Annotated in this window: 15 protein-coding genes; 4 read left to right on the forward strand and 11 right to left on the reverse strand. The window is 71.2% G+C overall.

Features of this window, described 5'->3' with window-relative positions; all coding sequences use genetic code 11:
* Nucleotides 1-8 precede the first annotated feature (8 nt).
* The 7 genes from E8M80_RS03295 to E8M80_RS03325 all read right to left on the reverse strand — a co-directional run bounded on the left by E8M80_RS03295 (nucleotide 9) and on the right by E8M80_RS03325 (nucleotide 10,596).
* Entirely contained in the window at nucleotides 9-1,127 is a 1,119-nt protein-coding gene (locus E8M80_RS03295) for a glycosyltransferase family A protein (RefSeq protein ID WP_137124238.1), read from the reverse strand.
* Nucleotides 1,124-2,338, reverse strand: coding sequence for an FAD-dependent oxidoreductase (locus E8M80_RS03300; RefSeq protein WP_137124239.1), 1,215 nt, complete (start codon nucleotides 2,336-2,338; stop codon nucleotides 1,124-1,126). Before E8M80_RS03300 ends, E8M80_RS03295 begins: the two co-directional genes overlap by 4 nt.
* A gap of 34 nt (nucleotides 2,339-2,372) precedes the next feature.
* Nucleotides 2,373-4,136: a thiamine pyrophosphate-dependent enzyme gene (locus tag E8M80_RS03305; RefSeq protein WP_137124240.1), complete on the reverse strand. Its 1,764-nt coding sequence runs from the start codon at nucleotides 4,134-4,136 to the stop codon at nucleotides 2,373-2,375.
* A gap of 64 nt (nucleotides 4,137-4,200) precedes the next feature.
* Nucleotides 4,201-7,326, reverse strand: a complete 3,126-nt coding sequence (locus E8M80_RS03310; RefSeq protein WP_137124241.1) for an efflux RND transporter permease subunit — start codon at nucleotides 7,324-7,326, stop codon at nucleotides 4,201-4,203.
* 16 nt (nucleotides 7,327-7,342) lie between these two features.
* Nucleotides 7,343-8,458, reverse strand: coding sequence for an efflux RND transporter periplasmic adaptor subunit (locus E8M80_RS03315; RefSeq protein ID WP_137124242.1), 1,116 nt, complete (start codon nucleotides 8,456-8,458; stop codon nucleotides 7,343-7,345).
* A 75-nt stretch (nucleotides 8,459-8,533) separates the two neighbouring features.
* The gene (locus tag E8M80_RS03320; RefSeq protein ID WP_137124243.1) at nucleotides 8,534-9,514 is read right to left on the reverse strand and encodes an ABC transporter ATP-binding protein; all 981 of its coding nucleotides are present in this window, start codon (nucleotides 9,512-9,514) and stop codon (nucleotides 8,534-8,536) included.
* An 8-nt stretch (nucleotides 9,515-9,522) separates the two neighbouring features.
* The gene (locus tag E8M80_RS03325) at nucleotides 9,523-10,596 is read right to left on the reverse strand and encodes an ABC transporter ATP-binding protein (RefSeq protein ID WP_240789870.1); all 1,074 of its coding nucleotides are present in this window, start codon (nucleotides 10,594-10,596) and stop codon (nucleotides 9,523-9,525) included.
* 1,053 nt (nucleotides 10,597-11,649) lie between these two features.
* Between E8M80_RS03325 and E8M80_RS03335 the strand changes: the two genes are divergently transcribed.
* The gene (locus E8M80_RS03335) at nucleotides 11,650-11,904 is read left to right on the forward strand and encodes an Lrp/AsnC ligand binding domain-containing protein (protein ID WP_137124245.1); all 255 of its coding nucleotides are present in this window, start codon (nucleotides 11,650-11,652) and stop codon (nucleotides 11,902-11,904) included.
* A 90-nt stretch (nucleotides 11,905-11,994) separates the two neighbouring features.
* Nucleotides 11,995-12,303: a hypothetical protein gene (locus E8M80_RS03340; RefSeq protein WP_137124246.1), complete on the forward strand. Its 309-nt coding sequence runs from the start codon at nucleotides 11,995-11,997 to the stop codon at nucleotides 12,301-12,303.
* 6 nt (nucleotides 12,304-12,309) lie between these two features.
* Here E8M80_RS03340 and E8M80_RS03345 read toward each other — a convergent pair whose 3' ends face one another.
* Genes E8M80_RS03345 through ggt form a run of 3 tightly spaced genes read right to left on the reverse strand, consistent with a single transcriptional unit; the run spans nucleotide 12,310 to nucleotide 15,970 of the window.
* Entirely contained in the window at nucleotides 12,310-13,806 is a 1,497-nt protein-coding gene (locus E8M80_RS03345; RefSeq protein ID WP_137124247.1) for an amidase, read from the reverse strand.
* Entirely contained in the window at nucleotides 13,803-14,306 is a 504-nt protein-coding gene (locus E8M80_RS03350; protein WP_137124248.1) for a macro domain-containing protein, read from the reverse strand. The genes E8M80_RS03345 and E8M80_RS03350 overlap by 4 nt, the downstream gene beginning before the upstream one ends.
* 59 nt (nucleotides 14,307-14,365) lie before the next feature.
* Nucleotides 14,366-15,970 carry a gamma-glutamyltransferase gene (ggt, locus tag E8M80_RS03355; RefSeq protein ID WP_137124249.1) on the reverse strand — a complete coding sequence of 535 codons (1,605 nt, stop codon included), beginning with the start codon at nucleotides 15,968-15,970 and terminating at the stop codon, nucleotides 14,366-14,368.
* Nucleotides 15,971-16,147: 177 nt separating this feature from the next.
* Between ggt and E8M80_RS03360 the strand changes: the two genes are divergently transcribed.
* Complete coding sequence (locus E8M80_RS03360) at nucleotides 16,148-16,489, forward strand: tRNA-binding protein (protein WP_170979176.1); 342 nt, start codon at nucleotides 16,148-16,150, stop codon at nucleotides 16,487-16,489.
* Nucleotides 16,489-16,965, forward strand: coding sequence for a xanthine phosphoribosyltransferase (gene gpt / locus E8M80_RS03365; RefSeq protein ID WP_137124251.1), 477 nt, complete (start codon nucleotides 16,489-16,491; stop codon nucleotides 16,963-16,965). The genes E8M80_RS03360 and gpt overlap by 1 nt, the downstream gene beginning before the upstream one ends.
* Here gpt and E8M80_RS03370 read toward each other — a convergent pair whose 3' ends face one another.
* Nucleotides 16,966-18,267 (reverse strand): hemolysin family protein, encoded by a 1,302-nt coding sequence (locus E8M80_RS03370; RefSeq protein ID WP_137124252.1) that lies wholly within the window; start codon nucleotides 18,265-18,267, stop codon nucleotides 16,966-16,968.
* Nucleotides 18,268-18,400: the final 133 nt, after the last annotated feature.

The following is an 18,400-nucleotide window of genomic DNA, read 5'->3' on the forward strand; positions in this document are numbered from 1 at the left end:
GCCTGCCGTCATGGCCGCGACCCCGGGAGCCCTCCCGCCCGATCCGAGACCGCCCCGTCGGGCACGGCAGCCGCGACCTCCGTCGCGAGGCGCGCCAGCACGCCCAGCGCGCCATGCCACGGGCTGCCGCGCAGGCCGTCCGCGATCTCCGCCAGCCGAGGCGCGCAGGCGGGCTCCGCCAGGCAGGCGCGCAGCGCCACGGCCTCGGGACATGCAAGCACGTCGCCGGCGTCCGGCAGCAGGCCCGTCAGGCCATCCGTCCCGAGCCAGGCCGCGACGCGCCGCGCCATCGGCGCGGCTCTCAGGAAGGGCCACGGATCCGCGCAGTCCAGCAGCCGCAGCAGCGCCGCGGCGGCAACCAGGCGTACCGGCACCCGGCCGCCGGGCAGGCCATGGCTCGCGCGACGCGCCATGCGGTCCAGCACCGCGATCCCTGCCGCGAAATCGGTCTCCGGAGGCAGGCTCCACCAGGCGCCATGGGTGTTACGGTCGTGATAGCGCTTGCGCACCAGGATCCGCGGCACCCGGCGCAGCGCACCCCGGCAGGCGAGTTCCATCAGCCAGGCCGTATCCGCCGCGATGTCCCCCGGCAGCCCGGCGGGCAGCAGCGGCCGGGGCTGCCCGGGACGCAGGCGGAACAGGCCGCGAAAGGCGACGCAGGCACATTGGTGCAGCATCGTCTCGAGCCTGCGCGCAAGCCCCGGCCCGACAATCTCGGGCTGCGCGAAGGTGAACTCGCTGGTCCCGAAGGCCTCGAGGTCGGCATAGGCGCCCACCGCATCCGGGTCCGCGGCCAATGCCGCATGCAGCGACACGAGCCAGTCATCGGCCGGCAGGTCGTCATGCGGCATGATCGCGACGTGCTCGGTCTCCACCGCCTCGATCAGCGCGTTCGTATTGCCCACCCAGCCGAGCCGCCGCGGCTGGACAATCCGCGCAAAACGCGCATCGCCCAGGAAGGCGTCGCACACGGCCGCGGTGCCCGCATCGGCCCCGTCGATCGAGACCAGCACGCGCAGCCCGGGCACCTGCTGCCGCGCCACGGCCTCCAGCGTCTCGGCGAGGAAGGTGGTGGCATTCCAGGCCGGAACGCAGAGCGTGGTGCCGGGCAGCAGGCGCCCGGTCATGGCCTCGCCGTCCCCGCGCCAGCCGCGATCCGCGTGGCGAGGTCCTCGGCCAGCAGCGGCGCCAGCGTGTACTTGCCCGTGTCCACGGAGTGGTAGCCGTCCTGCGCCGCGACCAGTCCTACCTCGCTGCGCTGGTGCAGCCGGCTGCGGGGGTCGTCGATGTCCGTGGCGCCGAGCGCATAGATCGCTCCGCCATCCACGACGGGCCGCGCCCCCGCCACGACGGCGGCGAGGCGGGGACACAGCCGGGCGAGCGCCGCGATGGTCGCCGCCGCGATGGCCGGAGCGTCCAGCCCGGCGCGCACGGCCCTCCAATCGGTCCGCGCGACCTGCCTTGCAACGCCGACCATCCCGGCGGGGTACCAGGCCAGGTAGAGCCTGCCGCATGGCCAGGCGACGATGTCGCCGAAGGGCCCGAGCACGAAGGTGGTCGACGGCGCACCCCGGTCGGCCCCAGCCTCGGCCTGCAGGAAAAGCCCGACCTTGTGGCGTATCATCGCGGCCGGCCGCGCCTCGAGGCCGGACGCAACATCCACGGCCGGCCGGTTGGCCCAGAGGCAGTTGACGATCTGCGCGAAGGGGCCGTCCCGGCATGCCGCGCCCTGCACCGTGCCATGGACCCGGAAGGCGCCGGCCGTGCCGGCCACCGCGGCCACGTCGAAGCCCGTGCGCAGCTCGACGCGCGGGTCCGCGCGCAAGGCGTCTCGCAGGAGTTCCGCGACGCGCCCGGTATCGACGGCGCGCTCGCCGGTCCGATAGGCGGCCCGCACCAGGCCGGGGTCGAAGCTCGCCTCGAGTTCGCCGGGCGAAAGGCGTCGCCAGGCGGCCTGCTCGGGCGGCCCTGTCCAGAGCGCCTGCACCCGCGCGAAATGCGCCTCGATCGACGGCACCGACAGCTGGCTGTCCCGGTGCACCGCGTAGACGAAGGGCTCGGACTGCAACGGGTCGAGCACGCCTGCGCCAAGCCAGCGCTCGAGGATCGCCGCGAAGCAGGCCGCCCCGCGCTGCATCAGCGCCGCGGTGCGCAGCGACGGGTCCGCCGCATAGACGAAGCCGAGGTGCAGCTTTCCCTCGCTGTGCAGGCTGGCCTCGAGCATCGCTGCCTCGCGCCGCTCGAAGACCACGACCTGCAGGCCGCGCCGCGCGAGGGCAAGCGCGAGGCAGCAACCCATCAGCCCCGCGCCGAGAACCGCGATCCGCCCCGCCATCATGGCGGAAGCACCGCCGGGACGCGGGGCGCCCACGTTACCGCGTGCGCGGGCCGGTGCGGCGCGGCGCGGGCGTGCGCGCCGTCTTGGCGGTCGCGGGCTTGGCGACCGAGGCCGCCGCCTTCGCCGCCTGCGCCCGCAGGTCCGAGATGGTCGCGCGGTTCGTCACCTGCTCGGGGTTGGTGCGGATCTCGACCACCGCCGGCTTGCCGGAGGCCAGCGCGCGCTTGACCGCGGGCACGAGTTCCTCCGTGCGCTCCACGATCTCGCCATGGCCGCCGAAGGCCTCGATGAACTTGGCGAAGTCGGGGTTGGTCAGCGCGGTGCCTGAAACGCGGGCCGGGTAGGTCCGTTCCTGGTACATGCGGATCGTGCCGTACATCTGGTTGTTGAAGACCAGGATCACGGGGTTGACCGCATGGTGGAAGGCGGTCGCGATCTCCTGGCCCGTCATCAGGAAGCCGCCATCGCCCACGAAGCCGATCACCGCGCGCCCGGGCGCCGTGATCTTGGCGCCGATCGCGGCCGGCACGGCATAGCCCATGGCGCCGTTGGTCGGGCCGAGGAAGTCCTGCTTCTCGCCGAAATGCATGAAGCGGTTGGGCCAGGTGGCGAAGTTGCCGGCATCCGTCGTGAAGATGGTGTCTGCCGGCAGTTCCTTCTCCAGCGCCTGCAGCGCGCTGGCGAGGTTGAGCGGCCCCTCGTAGTCGGGCGGCACGGCCTGCGCGACGCGGGCGGCGCGGAGGTCCTTCGTCCAGGCGCCCCAGGCCGGCTTCTTCACCGCGCCCGCAGCCTTCGCCGCGGCGGCGAAGGCGTTGACCTCCGCGACGATGCCGAGCGCCGGGCGATAGACGCGCCCGATCTCCGCCTGGTCCGGGTAGACATGGATGATGGGCGTGGCACCCGCCATGTCGAGCAGCGTGTAGCCCTGGCTCACCGGCTCGCCGATCCGGGTGCCGATCGCGAGGATCAGGTCCGCGTCCTTCGCCTTCGCCACCAGCGCGCCGTCGGCGCCGACGCCAAGGTCGCCCACGTAGTTGGGCGAGGTGCCGTCGAAAAGCCCCATGCGCCGGAAGGCGACCGAGACCGGCAGGTCGTTGGCCAGCAGCCAGTCGCGGATGTCCGCCTTGCCCTGATCCGACCAGCGGGAGCCGCCCAGGATGGCCAGCGGCTTCTTTGCGCGTCCCAGCATCTCCATCAGCCGCGGCAGCGCCTCGGGCGCCGGGTGGGGCGGCAGCACCTCGGCCGGGCCGATGTCGGCCACGTTGGCCAGGCGCTTCTGCATCTCCTCGCTGATCGCGACGACCACGGGGCCGGGGCGGCCGGAGGTCGCGACATCGAATGCATGCGCCATGAGTTCGGGGATGCGGCGTTCGTCGTCGATCTGCGTGACCCACTTGGCCAGCGGGCCGAACATCTGGCGGTAGTCGACCTCCTGGAAGGTCTCGCGGTCGGTTTCCTCGACCGGGATCTGGCCGACCAGGAGCACCAGCGGCGTCGAATCCTGGAAGGCGACATGCACGCCGATCGCGGCATGGCAGGCGCCGGGGCCGCGCGTGACGATCGCGACGCCCGCCCGGCCGGTCAGCTTGCCGTAGGCCTCGGCCATGTGGACGGCCCCGGCCTCGAAGCGGCAGGTGACCAGTTGCAGCCGGTTGCGCACCGAATAGAGGCCATCCAGCAGGTCGAGGTAGGATTCGCCCGGCACGCAGAAGGCGTGCGTCACGCCCTGGGCCACCAGCGCATCCGCCAGCAGCTTGCCACCCGTGCGCCCGGTCGTGGCGCCACGTCGCTCGGTCATCCGGCCTTCCTTCCCAATCGCCCGGTTCAGATGCGCGGGAGGCTAACCTCTCCCGCGCGCCGCGTCACTCCGCCGGCTGCGTATCGTGCCGGACCGGACGCCGTGATTCGAGGTCCGCCAGCCGTGCGGCGATGGCCCCGATCGGTTTCGTGTAGGGGGCCAGCAGCAGGTAGAGCGCGGGGACCGCATAGAGCGTCACGAAGGTCGAGAAGGTGATGCCCCAGGCGATGACGATGCCGAGCGCCGAGCGGCTTTCCGCCCCCGCCCCGGTCGCCATGGCGAGAGGAAGCGCGCCGAGGACGGTCGCGATCGAGGTCATCAGGATCGGCCGCAGGCGCACCACGGAGGCTTCGAGCACGGCATCGCGCACGCTCATGCCCCGGTCGCGCAACTGGTTGGCGAATTCCACCACCAGGATGCCGTTCTTCGCCATCAGGCCGATCAGCAGGATCATGCCGATCTGGCTGAAGACGTTGAGCGACTGCCCCGTCCACCAGAGGCCGAACAGCCCGCCGGTGATGGCGAGCGGCGTCGAGAGCAGGATCACAAAGGGGTGGACGAAGCTCTCGAACTGCGCGGCGAGCACGAGGAAGACGACCAGCAGCGCCATGGCGAAGGTGACGTAGAGGGCGCTCGAGGATTCACGGAATTCGAGCGACTGGCCGCGGTAGGAGATGCGGGCCTCCTGCGGCAGCGCGGCGCGCGCGGTCGCGTCCATGAAGTCGAGCGCCTCGGCCAGCGAATAGCCGGGGGCCAGGGAGGCGGTGATGGTGATGGCGCGCACCCGGTCCTCGCGCGCCAGGGTCTGGGCGCGGGCGCGTTCCGAGAGGGTCACGACGTTGGACAACGGCACCAGCCCGCCCGAGGACGACCGCACGAAGACGTTCTGCAGGTCGTAGGGCGACAGCCGCGCTTCCTCCGGCGCCTGCAGCAGCACCTTGTATTCCTGCCCGCCCACGACGTAGGTCGTGACCTCGCGCGAGCCGAGCATGGTCTCGATGGTGCGGCCGACGGCCGCGATCGAGATGCCGAGGTCGGCCGCGCGCCGGCGGTCGATCTCGACGCGGATCTCGGGCTTGGTTTCCTTGAAGTTGTGGTCGAGGTTCACGAGCCGCGGGTTCTGCCGGGCGCGTTCCAGGAACAGGTCGCGCCACTGGATCAGGGTGTCGTAGTCCGGCCCGCCGATCACGAACTGCACCGGCGGCTGGAAGCCGCGCTGGCCCAGCGAAGCCGGGTTGAGCGCGAAGCCGCGCACACCCGGGATGGCCGCGATGGTCGGGAAGATCTCGGCGGCGATCTGCTGCTGCTTGCGCTCCCGGTCGGCCCAGGGGGCCAGGCGGACGAAGATATTGGCGACGTTGCCGACCGCCGGCCGCTGGAAGCCGCCCACCGTCGCGAAGACCGCGACCGCCTCCCCGCTGTCGACGTAGCGCTGCAGCAGGCGCTCGATCTGGTAGACATGCTCGAGCGTGTAGCCGAAGGACGCGCCTTCCGGTCCCGTCGTCGGGATGATGACGACGCCGCGATCCTCGGTCGGCGCGAATTCCTTGGGCAGCACCGAATAGAGCACCGCCGCGAAGCCCGAGATTGCGACGACGCCGCCCATCACCAGCAGCGGCGCACGGAGCGCCCGGTCGAGCGACCAGCGCAACGCCGCGTTCATGCCGAGGAAGACCGGCTCCGTCGTGCGGATCAGCCAGCTTTCGCCCTCGTGCGACTTCAGCAGCTTCGAGCACATCATGGGCGTCAGCGTCAGCGCGACGAAGCCCGAGAAGACAACCGAGGCCGCCAGCGCCAGGCCGAACTCGACGAAGAGCCGCCCCGTGTTGCCCCCCATGAAGGACAGCGGCACGAAGACGGCGACGAGCACGAGCGTCGTCGCGATGACCGCGAAGGCGATCTCGCGCGCGCCGCGGAGCGAGGCGAGCAGCGGCTCCTCCCCCTCCTCGATCCGGCGGTGGATGTTCTCGAGCACCACGATCGCGTCGTCGACCACGAGCCCGATCGCGAGCACCAGGCCGAGCAGCGTCAGCACATTGACCGAGAAGCCGAGCGCGGCCGTCGCCATGAACGAGGCGATGATGGAGACCGGGATCGCGACGGCCGGGATGATCGTCGCGCGCACGCTGCGGAGGAAGATGAAGATGACGCCGACCACCAGCGCCAGCGCGATCATCAGCGCGTGCTCCACCTCGTAGATGGACTGCGCGATGAACAGGCTCTCGTCGTAGCCGACCTGGACGGTGATGCCCTCGGGCAGGCTGGCGCCGATGCGCGCCATCTCGGCCTTCACGCCGTCGGCGACCGAGAGCGTGTTGGCCGTGGACTGGCGCAGGATGCCGAGGCCGATGGCGGGCAGGCCGTTGATCCGGTAGGCGCCGCGGGTGTCCTCGGCGGCGACCTCTACGCGCGCGACCTCGCCCAGCAGCACCTGCGCCCCGCCGGCGCCGCGCGCGATGACCAGTTCGCGGAACTGCTCGGGCCGGGACATGCGGGAATCGGTTCGGACAGTCAGTTCCCTGGCTGTGCTCTCGATCCGGCCACCGGGCAGTTCCACGTTCTCCCGCCGGATCGCCTCCTCGATGTCCTGGACGGTCAGGTTGCGAGCCGCCAGCGCCTGGCGGTCGAGCCACACGCGCATGGCGAAGCGCCGCTCGCCCGAGATGATGATCTGCGCGACGCCTTCGACGATCGCCAGGCGATCCACGATCCGCCGCCGCGCGATGTCCGTCAGGTCGAGCGGCGAGAGCGTGTCCGACGACAGCGCGATCCAGAGGATCGGTCGGCTGTCGCCATCCACCTTGGCGACGATGGGCGTGTCCGCCTGTTCCGGCAGGCGGGCCAGCGCGCGGGCCACGCGGTCGCGCACGTCGTTGGCGGCCGAATCCACGTCGCGCGAGAGCAGGAACTCCAGCGTCACCTGGCTCCGTTCGTCGCGCGACTGGGAGGACATGACCTTCACGCCCTCGATCCCGGCGACGGCGGCCTCGAGGATCTCGGTGATCTGGCTGTCCACCACAGGCGCCGAGGCGCCGCGGTAGGTGGTCGTGATCTGGATGACCGGCGGGTCGATTTTGGGATATTCCCGGATCGGCATCCGCTGCAGGGCGAACAGCCCGAGCACGGTCAGCATGAGCGAAATGACCGTCGCGAAGACCGGCCGCTTGATCGAGATGTCGGAAAGGACCATCGGCGCCGCGCCCTTGTCAGCTGGTCGGCCGGGCGCGGGTCTCGACCACGCGCACGGGTGCGTCGTTGCGTAGCCGCTGGATGCCGCGCACGATCACGGGCTCACCGGCCGCGAGGCCCTCGCGGATCTCGACCTCGCCCGGCAGGCGCAGGCCGAGCCGCACCTCCTGGCGTCGCGCGCGCCCGTCGCGCACCACGTAGACGAAGGCGCGGTCGCCCACGGGGTCGATCGCCTCCTCGGCCACCAGCAGCGCGTTCGGCCGTTCCTCGAGCACCAGTTCCACGGTCAGGAACAGGCCGGGGCGCAGCGCCTCGTCGGAATTGTCGAATTCGGAGATGACGCGGATCGAGCGGGTCGCGGGGTCGATCCGGGTGTCCACCACCGCGACCTCGCCCCGGAAGCGCCGCTCGCCATAGGCGGCGCTGCGCGCGGTCACGCCGCTGCCGACCCGGATGCGCGCGAGATGCACCTCGGGCACCGAGAACTCGACCCGGACGCGCGACGTGTCGTCCAGCGTCGTGATGGTCGTCCCGGGCTGGATCAGTGCGCCGGGGCTCACCTGGCGAAGGCCGACCCGGCCGGAGAAGGGCGCGATCACGCGCAGTTCCTCGAGCCGCGCGCTCGCCTGGCGCACGCGGCCCTCGGCCTGGCGCGCCAGGGCCTCCAGCGTCTCGAGCCGCTGCGCCGCGATGGTCTGGCCCGCCTGCAGCTGCCGGGCGCGGGAGAGCTGGTTGCGCGCGTCGTCCAGCAGCGCCCGCGCCTGGTCGAGCTCCGCCCGCAGCGCCGCGGCATCGAGCTGCACCAGGTCCTCGCCGGCCTCGACCCGCTGGCCCTCGGCGAAGCGGATCGTCTCGACCATGCCGGCGACCTTGCTGGTGATGATCACCGCTTCGCGGGCGCGGACAGTGCCGACGCTCTCGACCCGGTCGACCACCGTCGCTGTCCGGACCGGCTGCACCACCACGCCGACGGGCCCGCCCGCGGCGCCGCGGCGCCCCGCCTGCTGGTCCGCGGCCTCGAGCCCCAGGAGCCTGAGGGGCGGCGGCAGGCCAATCTGTTCCCCATACATGTGCCAGCCGACGGCGCCGCCGCCGAGCAAAGCCAGCACCGCAACCTGGGTCATCATGCGCATTGGGCGGAAGCCTCTTGACCACCAATATGTGAGGGCAGACGCAAGTCCCGGCAAGTTGCGACTTGTTGCGCCCCCTCAGGCGGCGGGAACCCGGATGCAGCGGGCCGTCCGGCCCGGTCCGGCGGGCCTGGCCTCGGGCACCCCCGCGAGGCACGCGGCCTCGGCCCATTCGCAGCGCGGCGAGAAGGCGCAGGTGGTGGGCTCCGTCTCGAGGCTCGGCGGCGCGCCGGGAATGGTTGTCAGGCGCTTGCCACGCATCCCGGGATGCACGGTGGCCCCCAGCAGGCCCTGCGCGTAGGGGTGCAGCGGGCCGGCCATGAAGGGGCCGATCGGCGCTTCCTCCACCACGCGCCCGGCGTACATGACCGCGACGCGGTCGGCGATCTCCCCCGCCACGCCGAGGTCGTGGGTGACGAAGATGACCCCCATGCCGAGCTTTTCCTGCAATTCGCGCAGCAGCAGCAGCACCTGGATCTGGACCGTGGCGTCGAGCGCGGTGGTCGGCTCGTCCGCCAGCAGCAGCTTGGGCCGGCAGGCCAGCGCGACCGCGATCATGGCGCGCTGCCGGAGCCCCCCCGACAATTCGTGCGGGTAGGCCGCGAGCCGTCGCTTCGCCGAGGGGATCTGCACCAGCTCCAGCAGTTCCAGCGCCCGCGCGTCGGCCGCGCTGCGGGACGCGCCCTCGTGCCGCTGCACCGCCTCGGCGATCTGCCGGCCGATGGTGAAGACGGGGTCGAGCGCCGTCATCGGTTCCTGGAAGATCATGGCGACGTCGCCGCCGCGGAAATCGGCCAGCTCGCGCTCGTTCATCGCCTGCACGTCGCGCCCGGCGACCTCGATCGAGCCGCCGACGCGCGCCTGCCGCGGCAGCAGCTTCATCAGGGCGCGCAGCGTGACCGACTTGCCCGACCCCGATTCGCCGAGCAGGCAGAGCACCTCCCCTTCCGCGACATCGAGGTCGACGCCGTTCACCGCATGGACGGTCGTGTCGCGGTTGACGAAGCGGACCGTGAGGTCGCGCGCGCGGACCAGGGGCGCGGGGGCGGCGGGTTTCATGGCGGCACTCATGCGGCAACCCCCGGGGCGGCGGAGTGCCCGGATCCGGGCGTCACGGCGTGGCAGGCGGCGTCGTGGCCGGGCACCAGCCGGGCTGCGGCGGGCTCGCGCGCCGCGCAGACATCCTCGGCCATCACGCACCGGGTGCGGAAGCGGCAGCCCGAGGGGGGGTTCACCGGGTTGGGCGGGTCGCCGGTCAGCGGCGGCTCGGTGCGCCGGTTGGCGGGGTCCATCGAGGGGCGGGACGCCAGCAGCGCGCGGGTATAGGGGTGGGCGGGACGGTCGTAGATTTCCTCGACCGGGCCCTGCTCGGCCACCTTGCCGAGATACATCACCAGCACGCGGTCGCTGATGTACTGCACCACGTTCAGGTCGTGGCTGATGAAGGCGTAGGTCAGGCCGAACTTGTCCTTGAGGTCGACCAGCAGGTTCAGCACCTGCGCCTCCACGGATTTGTCGAGCGCCGAGACCGGCTCGTCCAGGATGACCAGGCGCGGCTGCAGCGCCAGCGCGCGCGCGATGTTGATGCGCTGGCGCTGGCCGCCCGAGATCTCGTGCGGGTAGCGCCGCGCGAACTGCGCGGGTGCCAGGCCCACGGCGGCGAGCAGGTCGTGCGCCCGCGTCCGTGCCTCGCGCGCGCCCACGCCATGTACCTGGGGCGCGAAGGCGATGGTTTCCTCGATGGTCAGGCGCGGGTTCAGGGAGGCGTAGCTGTCCTGGAACACCATCTGGACCTGCCGGCGATAGTCGCGCAGCGGCAGGCCGCCCGCCTGGTCGTTGCCGCCGACGCGCTCGCCGTCGAAGACCATCTCGCCCGCATCGGGGTCGAGCAGGCGCATCAGCAGGCGCGCGGTGGTGGACTTGCCGCAGCCCGATTCGCCGACGATGCCGAGCGTCTCCCCCTTGCGGATCGCGAGACTGATCCCGTCCACGGCGCGCACCGTCGCGACCTTGCGGCCGAGCAGCCCGCCGCGGATGGGAAAGTGCTTCACGAGGCCGGTGACCTCGAGCAGCGGTTGCGCCGGGCCGCCGCGGTCGGGCGTCTGGGTGAGTGCGATCATGTCGTCGGGCGATGCAACCATCGTGCCGATGCTCCGTGCCGCCACGACTCTGCCATTGGTGGGCCCGGCGCTCAAATTCCGGGCTGGCTGCTCTTCTCGCGGGCACAAGCACAACCCGGCCTGTGACTGCGTCTCGGCCGAAAACTTTGCCGGTCGAGCATTCGCCGTCGCGCACCAGGCGGAACACACTTCGCTGGGCTCGGAGCGCCGCAGGATGCAGAAGGGAACCGCCGGCTACGACCGATACCAGTCCCTCAAGGGATAGCATGAATCCGAGCTCTTCACGCTTCGGGACGAGGATTACTACCGGGCCGAGTTAAGCGGGTTCCGCATTCGTGGCGCCCGCGTCGTCGAACTCGGCTTCGGGGCTGGCCATTGCCTGGCATGGCTGCGCGAAACGGGGGCCGTGGCAAGCGGGATCGAGGTGCAGGAGGCGCTGGTGACGGCCGGGCGGGCGAAAGGGTTCGACACCCATCTCCCGGAAACCTTCGACTCTCCCGAAAACCTTCGACTGGACGTCGCTGCAGGGGTCCGTGGACCTGATCCTCGGGTTCGACGTGTTGGAACACCTGACCGACGCGGACATCGTGGCAGTCCTCCGCAGGGGCGCCGACGCACTTCGCCCTGGCGGTGCCATGGTGTTTCGGTTCCCGAACGGATCCTCACCATTCGGCCTGCATTATTTCGCGGCCGATCCCACGCACCGCACACCGGTCAGCGGACCGCGCCTCACGCACCTCCTCACCGAGAACGCGATCGATGGGCTCACTGTCGAGGCTTGGCGCGACCCGTCCCTGCCGGCGGCGCGCGGCTTCCAAGGACGCGCCCGGAGGGGCCTTTCATCTGCCCTTCGAGCCGCCACCCGGGCGGTTCTTCATCATGGATACCTGCGAGGCGAGCCAATTCCGCTCGCGATGAATGCCGTCGCGGTGATCCGCAAAGGCCCGCGCGGCGGCCGGTCAGCAGAATGGCCGCCGAAGGGACTATCCCAGGACGGGGCCGCATGCTGCTGTTGCGCCGCGGGCAGCGTGTCCGGTGAACGACGCGACCCCCGGGCTGCAACAGGATGTTCCGATGCGCGCGATATTCGTGATGATCAAGTGCGAGATGGGCCAAGCCTACCGCGTGGCCCGCGAGATGGCCGACGGGATCGAGGAACTCTCGGAGATGCATTCCATCTCCGGCCAGTATGACCTGCTGGGCAAGTTCTACCTGGAGGCCGACCGCGACATCGGTTTGTTCGTGGTCGAGAAGGTGCAGACCGTGACGGGCGTGAAGGACACCTACACGCTGCAGACCTTCAACGCCTTCTCCGGCGCGCGGGGCTGATACAAAGCCCCATCGTTCCGCCATGTTTCGGCCCTGGCACCTCCGCAGTCGGGGCGTCTGATGCCTCCACGACGCCGGAGGACCACGACCATGCCGACCACGCGGAAACTGCCGATCCTGGCCCTCGGGGCCATGCTGCTCACCGCGGGTTGCTACGACCCGTACGGCAACCTCGACCCGGGGCGGACGGCGCTGCTCGGCGCGGGCATCGGCGCGGCCGCGGGGCTCGGCATCGCCGCCGCCTCGCAGCCGCCGCGCCGGCACTACCAATACTACGAACCGCGCCCGGCCTATTACGGGCGTCCGCGCGGCTACTACGCACCGCGCCCGGGCTACGCCCATGCCGGGCCGCCGCAGCCGATCTACGGGCGGCCGCGGCCCTACTACGACCGGTGGTAGGCGCGGTCAGTCCCAGCCGATCGCGCCCGGCATCCCCGTGATCGGCGCCGCAGCCGCCAGCGCGGCCAGGTCGGGCGCAGGGCGACGGAACACCGGGTCGTGCGCGAAGGCCTCCTCGATCGTGGCCGCGACGCGCAGCACCAGCGCATCGCCGCCACGGGGCCCCACGATCTGCAGGCCGAAGGGCATGCCTTCCCGGTCGAGGCCCATCGGCAGTGAGATGGCCGGGTGGCCGCAGAGCGTCACGTAGTAGGCGAGCGCCAGCCAGTGGAAGTAGGTCCGCGTCGGCTGGCCGTCGATCTCGGCCGGGTAGAGCTCCGTCCACGACCGGGGGGAGATGGTGATCGCCGGCGTGATCAGGATGTCGTGGCGCGCGAAGAAATGCTGCCAGGCGCGGTACATGCGCGTCTGCGCAGCGGCCGCCTTCGCCCCGTCCTCCAGCGTGTAGCGCAGCCCTTCCTCGACATTGGCGCGGACGTTGGGGCCGACATCCTGCGAGCGGGTGCGCACCTTCTCGGCGTGGGCGGACAGGAAGGCCTGGGCGCGCAGCACCTCGAAGGCCTCGTCGCCGCCGCGGCAGTCGGGCGCCGCCTCCTCGGTCGATCCGAACAGCTTCGCGACCGCGCGCGCACGGCCGGCGAAGACCTCGCGGATGTGCTTCTCGACCGGCGCCTGGCCGAAATCGGCGCTGACGGCGAGGCGAAGCGAAGCGAGGTCGACCGGCGGCAGCGGGTGGAAGCGGCCGGGGACGCCGCGCACCGCCTCGTGCTGCAGGGTGTAGGCCAGCGGGTCCATCGCATCGTCGGACGCCATGGCCGACAGCATCAGTGCCGCATCAGCCACGTTGCGCGCCATCGGCCCCAGCACCGGCAGCGGCGACCAGCCATGGCCGCGTTTCTCGGACGGCACCAGCCCCGGCGACGGCCGGTAGCCCACGATGCCGTTGAAGGCCGCGGGGTTGCGCAGCGAGCCGCCGGTGTCGGATCCCGAGCAGATCGGCACCATGCCGCACGCCAACGCCACGCCCGAACCGCCCGAGGACCCGGCCGCGGACTTCGCGGGATCGAAGGGATTGCCCGTCACGCCATAGACGGCGTTGCGGGTATTGGCGCCGGCGCCGAATTCCGGCGTGTTGGTCTTGCCCACCACCACCGCGCCGGCGCGGCGGAGGTTCGCCACCATCCCGCAATCGGCCTCGGGCACGAAGTCCTTGAAGATCGGGCTGCCATAGGTGGTGACGAGGCCCCGGGTCTCCTCGAGGTCCTTGATGCCGACCGGCAGGCCGTGCAGCACGCCGAGCGGGTCGCCCTGCATCACCGCCGCCTCGGCCGCCTTCGCGCGGGCGCGCGCGGCGGGTTCGTCGATCGCGACCATCGCGTTGACGGCGTGGTTCACCTGGCCGATCCGCTTCAGGCAGGACTCCAGAAGTTCCACCGGGGAGAGCGCGCGGCGGCCGATCAGGCGCCGCGCCTCGAGCGCGCTGAGGTCGCAGGGTTCCGTCATGGACCGAGTTCCTTCCGGTAGGTGTCGAGCGTGTGCTGGTCGAAGCACGCGAAGATGATGTCGAGGTCGCTGTGGGCGGCAATCTCCTCCCGCGTCGTCGCGACGGCAATCCGGGTCGCGGCCGCCAACGGGTAGCCGAAGATCCCCGTGGAGATGGCGGGGAAGGCGATCGAGGTGCCGCCGGCGTCCCGCAGCAGGCGCAGGCTGTTGCGGTAGCAGGCGGCGAGTAGTGCCGCCTCCCCTGCCCCGCCGCCCTGCCAGACAGGACCGACGGCGTGGATGACGTGGCGCGCCTTCAGCGCGAAGCCGGGCGTGATGCGCGCCTCGCCGGTCGGGCACGGCGCCAGCGGCGCGCAGGCCTGGCGCAGCAGGTCCGGCCCGGCCGCGCGGAAGATGGCGCCGCAGACGCCGCCGCCCATCGCGAGCCCTTCATTCGCGGCATTGACGACGGCATCGACGTCGAGGGTCGTGATGTCGGCGAGGATGGCGCTGAGCGGCATGGCCCGTCCCCCGTCACGCGGCGCGGTGCCCGGCGCGTGGGCCGAGCACCGCGGGCGCATCAGTAGCCCATCGCGCAGCCATCCTTGCGCGGGTCGGACCCGCCGACGAGGCAGCCCTTCTCCCGGTCGATCAGGATCGCCTGGCCGCCGCCATGCGGCTTGTCGATGAGCTCGCAGGCATGGCCGAGCCGGTTCAGCCGGTCCACCACGCTGCCGGGGATGCCGCGCTCGATCTGCACCTTGCCGTCCTGCGGCATCAGGCGCGGGTGGTCGATCGCCTGTTGGACGTCCATGCCGAACTCGAAGTGGTTGGTCAGGAACAGCGACTGGCCCATCGGCTGGAAGCGCCCGCCCATCACGCCGAACGGCATGACCGCCTGGCCGTCCTTCATCACCATGCCGGGGATGATGGTGTGCAGCGGGCGCTTGTTGGGCGCGATGCAGTTCGGGTGGCCTTCCTGCAGGCGGAAGCCGAAGCCCCGGTTCTGCAGCATGACGCCCGACTTCTCCGCCAGGATGCCGGTGCCGAAGCCCTCGAACAGGGAATTGATGAAAGAACAGGCGTTGCCGTCCCTGTCCACCACGCAGAGGTAGACGGTGTCCTTGTGCTTCGCGAGGTCGCTCTCGCCGGCGGGCGGCAGCTCGGCCATGGCGGCCTCGTCGCGGATCAGGCCGGCGAGCCGCCCGAGATATTCGTCCGCCAGAAGCCGCGCGACCGGCACGTCCACCTGGGACGGGTCGGCCAGGAAGGCATCGCGGTCGCGGTAGACCAGGCGCGCGGCCTCGATGTGGCGGTGGAAGCGCTCGGCGCTCAGCGGCCCCTGCTCGGGCGTCGTGAACTTCGCCAGGATGCCCAGGATCTGAAGCACGTGCATGCCCACGCCATTGGGCGGGCACTGGAAGACCTCCATGCCGCGCCACTTCAGGGAAATCGGCTCGACGAATTCCGCCACGTCCGCGCCGCGGGCGAAGTCTTCCTCGGTGTGCAGGCCACCCACGGCGCGTAGCGTCGCGACGATGTCGGTCGCGACCTCGCCCTCATAGAAGGCGGCCTTGCCGCGCGCGGCGATGGCGCGGAGCGTGCGCGCGAGTTCGGGCTGCACGAAGCGGGAGCCCAGCGCCGGCGCCTCGGCCCCGCGCAGGAAGCGCCGGGCGGAGGCCTCGTGCTTCGAAAGCTTGCCGACCGAGCCCACCCAGTCGCTGTGTACGCGGGGCGAGATGGCGAAGCCTTCCTCGGCATGGCGGATCGCCGGCTGCAGGATCGCATCGAGGCCGAGCCGCCCATGGGTGCGGTTCAGCAGGTCCCAGGCGCTGATCGCGCCGGGCACCGTCACCGAATGGGCGGAGGTGTTGACCATGGCGGTCAGGCCGGCGGCGCGCAGCGCCTCGGGCGTCGCGGCCGCCGGCGCGCGGCCGGAGCCGTTCAGCGCGATGACTTTGGACGATCCGGCCGGGACGTAAAGGCAGAAGCAGTCGCCGCCGATGCCGGTCGATTCCGGCTCGATCACGCATTGCACCGCGCAGGCGGCGATGGCCGCGTCGAGCGCATTGCCCCCGGCGCGCAGGATGTCGAGGGCAGCCAGCGTCGCCTGGGGCATGGAGGTGGCGGCCATGCCGTTGACGCCATAGGCCGGGCTGCGCCCGGGCAGGTGGAAGTCGCGCATCCTGGTATCGTTCCCGTGAGGAAGTTGCCCCCTTCCTGCAACGGCCGGGCCGCCGGGGAAAGCCCCCCACGGCCCGCGGGCGGGCATGGCAGGGGTGCGCGGGCGCGTCAGGCCGCCGAAAGCGCCCGTCGCACCAGGGGAGTTCCCAGGTCCCGGACCGTGCTCTAGACGCTGGCCATGGACCCGAACGCCACGATCGAAGATTTCGACCGCATCGACATCCGCGTCGGCACCGTCGTCGATGCCCAGCCCTTCCCCGAGGCGCGCAAGCCCTCGATCCGGCTCTGGGTGGATTTCGGCGGCAGCCTCGGGGTGAAGCGATCTTCCGCGCAGGTCACGGTGCACTACGCGCCCGACCGGCTGATCGGCCGCCAGGTGATGGCCGTGGTGAACTTCGCGCCGCGCCGGATCGCGGGGTTCGAGAGCGAGGTGCTGGTTCTCGGCGTGCCGGACGAGAATGGCGCCGTGGTGCTGCTGAAGCCGGACCTGCGCGTGCCCAACGGGGGGAAGATGTTCTGATGGCCGAGAAGTACTACACGGTCAGCTGGGACCAGCTGCACCGGGACAGCAAGGCGCTGGCCTGGCGGCTGCTGGAAAAGGGCCCCTGGCGCGGCATCGTCGCCATCACCCGCGGCGGCCTCATCCCGGCCGCGATCATCGCGCGGGAACTGGATTGCCGGCTGATCGAAAGCGTCTCGATCCTGACCTACGAGGAGGAGGCGCGCGGCGAGCCCCGCGTGGCCAAGGCGCCCGTCGCGGCTGGCGACGGCGCGGGCTGGCTGATCCTCGATGACCTTGTCGACACCGGCACCACCGCGCGCGTCGTGCGCGGCCTGCTGCCGAAGGCGCATTTCGCAACCATCTACGCGAAGCCGGCCGGAAAACCCGCGGTCGACACCTTCATCACCGAGGTTTCGCAGGACACCTGGATCCTGTTCCCCTGGGACACGGAGCCGCAATTCATCGCGCCGATCGCGAAGTCGGCGGCGCGGTAGTCACGCGGCCGCCGCTTCCTCCCGGCTCGCCAGTACCTTGTCGACGCGCCGCCCGTCCATGTCCACGATCTCGAAGCGCCAGCCGGCCCAGACGATCCGGTCGCCCTCCTTCGGCACGCGCTTCAGCAACGCCAGCATCAGGCCGGCAACCGTGTGGTAGGTCCCGCTGCCGGGCAGTTCCGGCAGGTCGAGCCGCGCGCGCAGCTCATCCGACGGCATCGAACCGTCGAGCAGGAGCGATCCGTCGTGCCGTTCGATGGCCGTCCCGTCCGTTGCGGGCTCGGGCGGTCCGAGGTCGCCCACGATCGCCTCCAGCAGGTCGGAGGCCGTGACGACGCCCTCGAAGGACCCGTATTCGTCCATCACCAGCGCCATGCCGAGCCGGTCGCCGCGCAGCCGTTCCAGCGCATCGAGGGCCGAAAGCGTGTCGGGCAGCACGAGAGGCTGGCGGAGCACGGCCGCCACCGACATGGTCGCGCCCTCCAGGATCTGGTCGAGCAGGTCCTTGGCCACCACCACGCCCACCACGTTGTCCACGCGCCCGTCCGCCACCACGAAGCGCGTGACGTCGGAGGCGCGGAGCCTGGTCGCGATCTCCGCCGGGGTGTCGGAACGGTCGAGCCAGGCGAGGTCGTTGCGCGGCGTCATGAGCGCGCGGACCGGCTTGTCGGCGAGCCGCAGCACGCGCTCGATCATGTCCCGTTCCTCGTGCTCGAGCGCGCCGGCCTCGGCGCCCTCGGCGACCACGGCCTTGACCTCCTCCTCCGTCACGTAGTTCGCGGTCGGGTTGGCCGGACCGAACAGGCGGAGCACGACGGCCGAGGACTGGCCGAGGACCCATACGATCGGCCCCGACCAGCGCGCCAGCGCCGTAAGCGGAAGCGCGACGACCACCGCGACCTTCTCGGGATTACGCAGCGCCACCTGCTTCGGGACCAGCTCCCCCAGGATCAGGCTGAGGTAGGTGATGGCGATGACGACCAGGGTGAAGGCGATCTCGCCGCCATAGGGCGCGATCCAGGAAATGGTGTTGAGCGCCCCCCCCAGCGTCCCGGCCAGGCGGGCGCCGCCGAAGGCGCCGGCGAAGATGCCGACCAGGGTGATGCCGACCTGCACCGTGGGCAGGAAGCGCTGCGGGTCCTCGGCCAGGGCGAGCGCCGCCTGGGCGCCGAGGCTGCCCTTGCGCTGCAGCGCCTGCAGCCGCGCCCGGCGGGAGGAGACGATGGCCAGTTCGCTCATGGCGAAGGCGCCGTTCAGCAGCACCAGCACCAGGATGATCGTGATCTCTAGGGCGATGCCCATGGGTGTTCCACCTCCGGCGCGGTCATAGAGCATCGGCGGGATGGCGGGAAACCACGGGCCATCAGGGTCGGCCTCGCGGCCGATTCGCCCAATTTCGCGACAATTTCTTGAATTCGAGAATTTTTGCGCTCGT

The sequence above is a fragment of the Roseomonas sp. HF4 genome, assembly GCF_005222755.1.
In the GTDB taxonomy this organism is placed as follows: Bacteria; Pseudomonadota; Alphaproteobacteria; order Acetobacterales; family Acetobacteraceae; genus Neoroseomonas.

Coding starts and splice junctions, on each gene's coding strand:
- ggt (WP_137124249.1), bottom strand. CDS start 15,970: ATGCGCGACTTCCACCTGCCCGGGCGCAGCCCGGCCTATGGCGTCAAC.
- E8M80_RS03360 (WP_170979176.1), top strand. CDS start 16,148: ATGGACCCGAACGCCACGATCGAAGATTTCGACCGCATCGACATCCGC.
- E8M80_RS03300 (WP_137124239.1), bottom strand. CDS start 2,338: ATGATGGCGGGGCGGATCGCGGTTCTCGGCGCGGGGCTGATGGGTTGC.
- E8M80_RS03305 (WP_137124240.1), bottom strand. CDS start 4,136: ATGACCGAGCGACGTGGCGCCACGACCGGGCGCACGGGTGGCAAGCTG.
- E8M80_RS03335 (WP_137124245.1), top strand. CDS start 11,650: ATGCGCGCGATATTCGTGATGATCAAGTGCGAGATGGGCCAAGCCTAC.
- E8M80_RS03295 (WP_137124238.1), bottom strand. CDS start 1,127: ATGACCGGGCGCCTGCTGCCCGGCACCACGCTCTGCGTTCCGGCCTGG.
- E8M80_RS03315 (WP_137124242.1), bottom strand. CDS start 8,458: ATGCGCATGATGACCCAGGTTGCGGTGCTGGCTTTGCTCGGCGGCGGC.
- E8M80_RS03325 (WP_240789870.1), bottom strand. CDS start 10,596: ATGGTTGCATCGCCCGACGACATGATCGCACTCACCCAGACGCCCGAC.
- E8M80_RS03370 (WP_137124252.1), bottom strand. CDS start 18,267: ATGGGCATCGCCCTAGAGATCACGATCATCCTGGTGCTGGTGCTGCTG.
- E8M80_RS03350 (WP_137124248.1), bottom strand. CDS start 14,306: ATGCCGCTCAGCGCCATCCTCGCCGACATCACGACCCTCGACGTCGAT.
- E8M80_RS03340 (WP_137124246.1), top strand. CDS start 11,995: ATGCCGACCACGCGGAAACTGCCGATCCTGGCCCTCGGGGCCATGCTG.
- E8M80_RS03310 (WP_137124241.1), bottom strand. CDS start 7,326: ATGGTCCTTTCCGACATCTCGATCAAGCGGCCGGTCTTCGCGACGGTC.
- E8M80_RS03320 (WP_137124243.1), bottom strand. CDS start 9,514: ATGAAACCCGCCGCCCCCGCGCCCCTGGTCCGCGCGCGCGACCTCACG.
- gpt (WP_137124251.1), top strand. CDS start 16,489: ATGGCCGAGAAGTACTACACGGTCAGCTGGGACCAGCTGCACCGGGAC.
- E8M80_RS03345 (WP_137124247.1), bottom strand. CDS start 13,806: ATGACGGAACCCTGCGACCTCAGCGCGCTCGAGGCGCGGCGCCTGATC.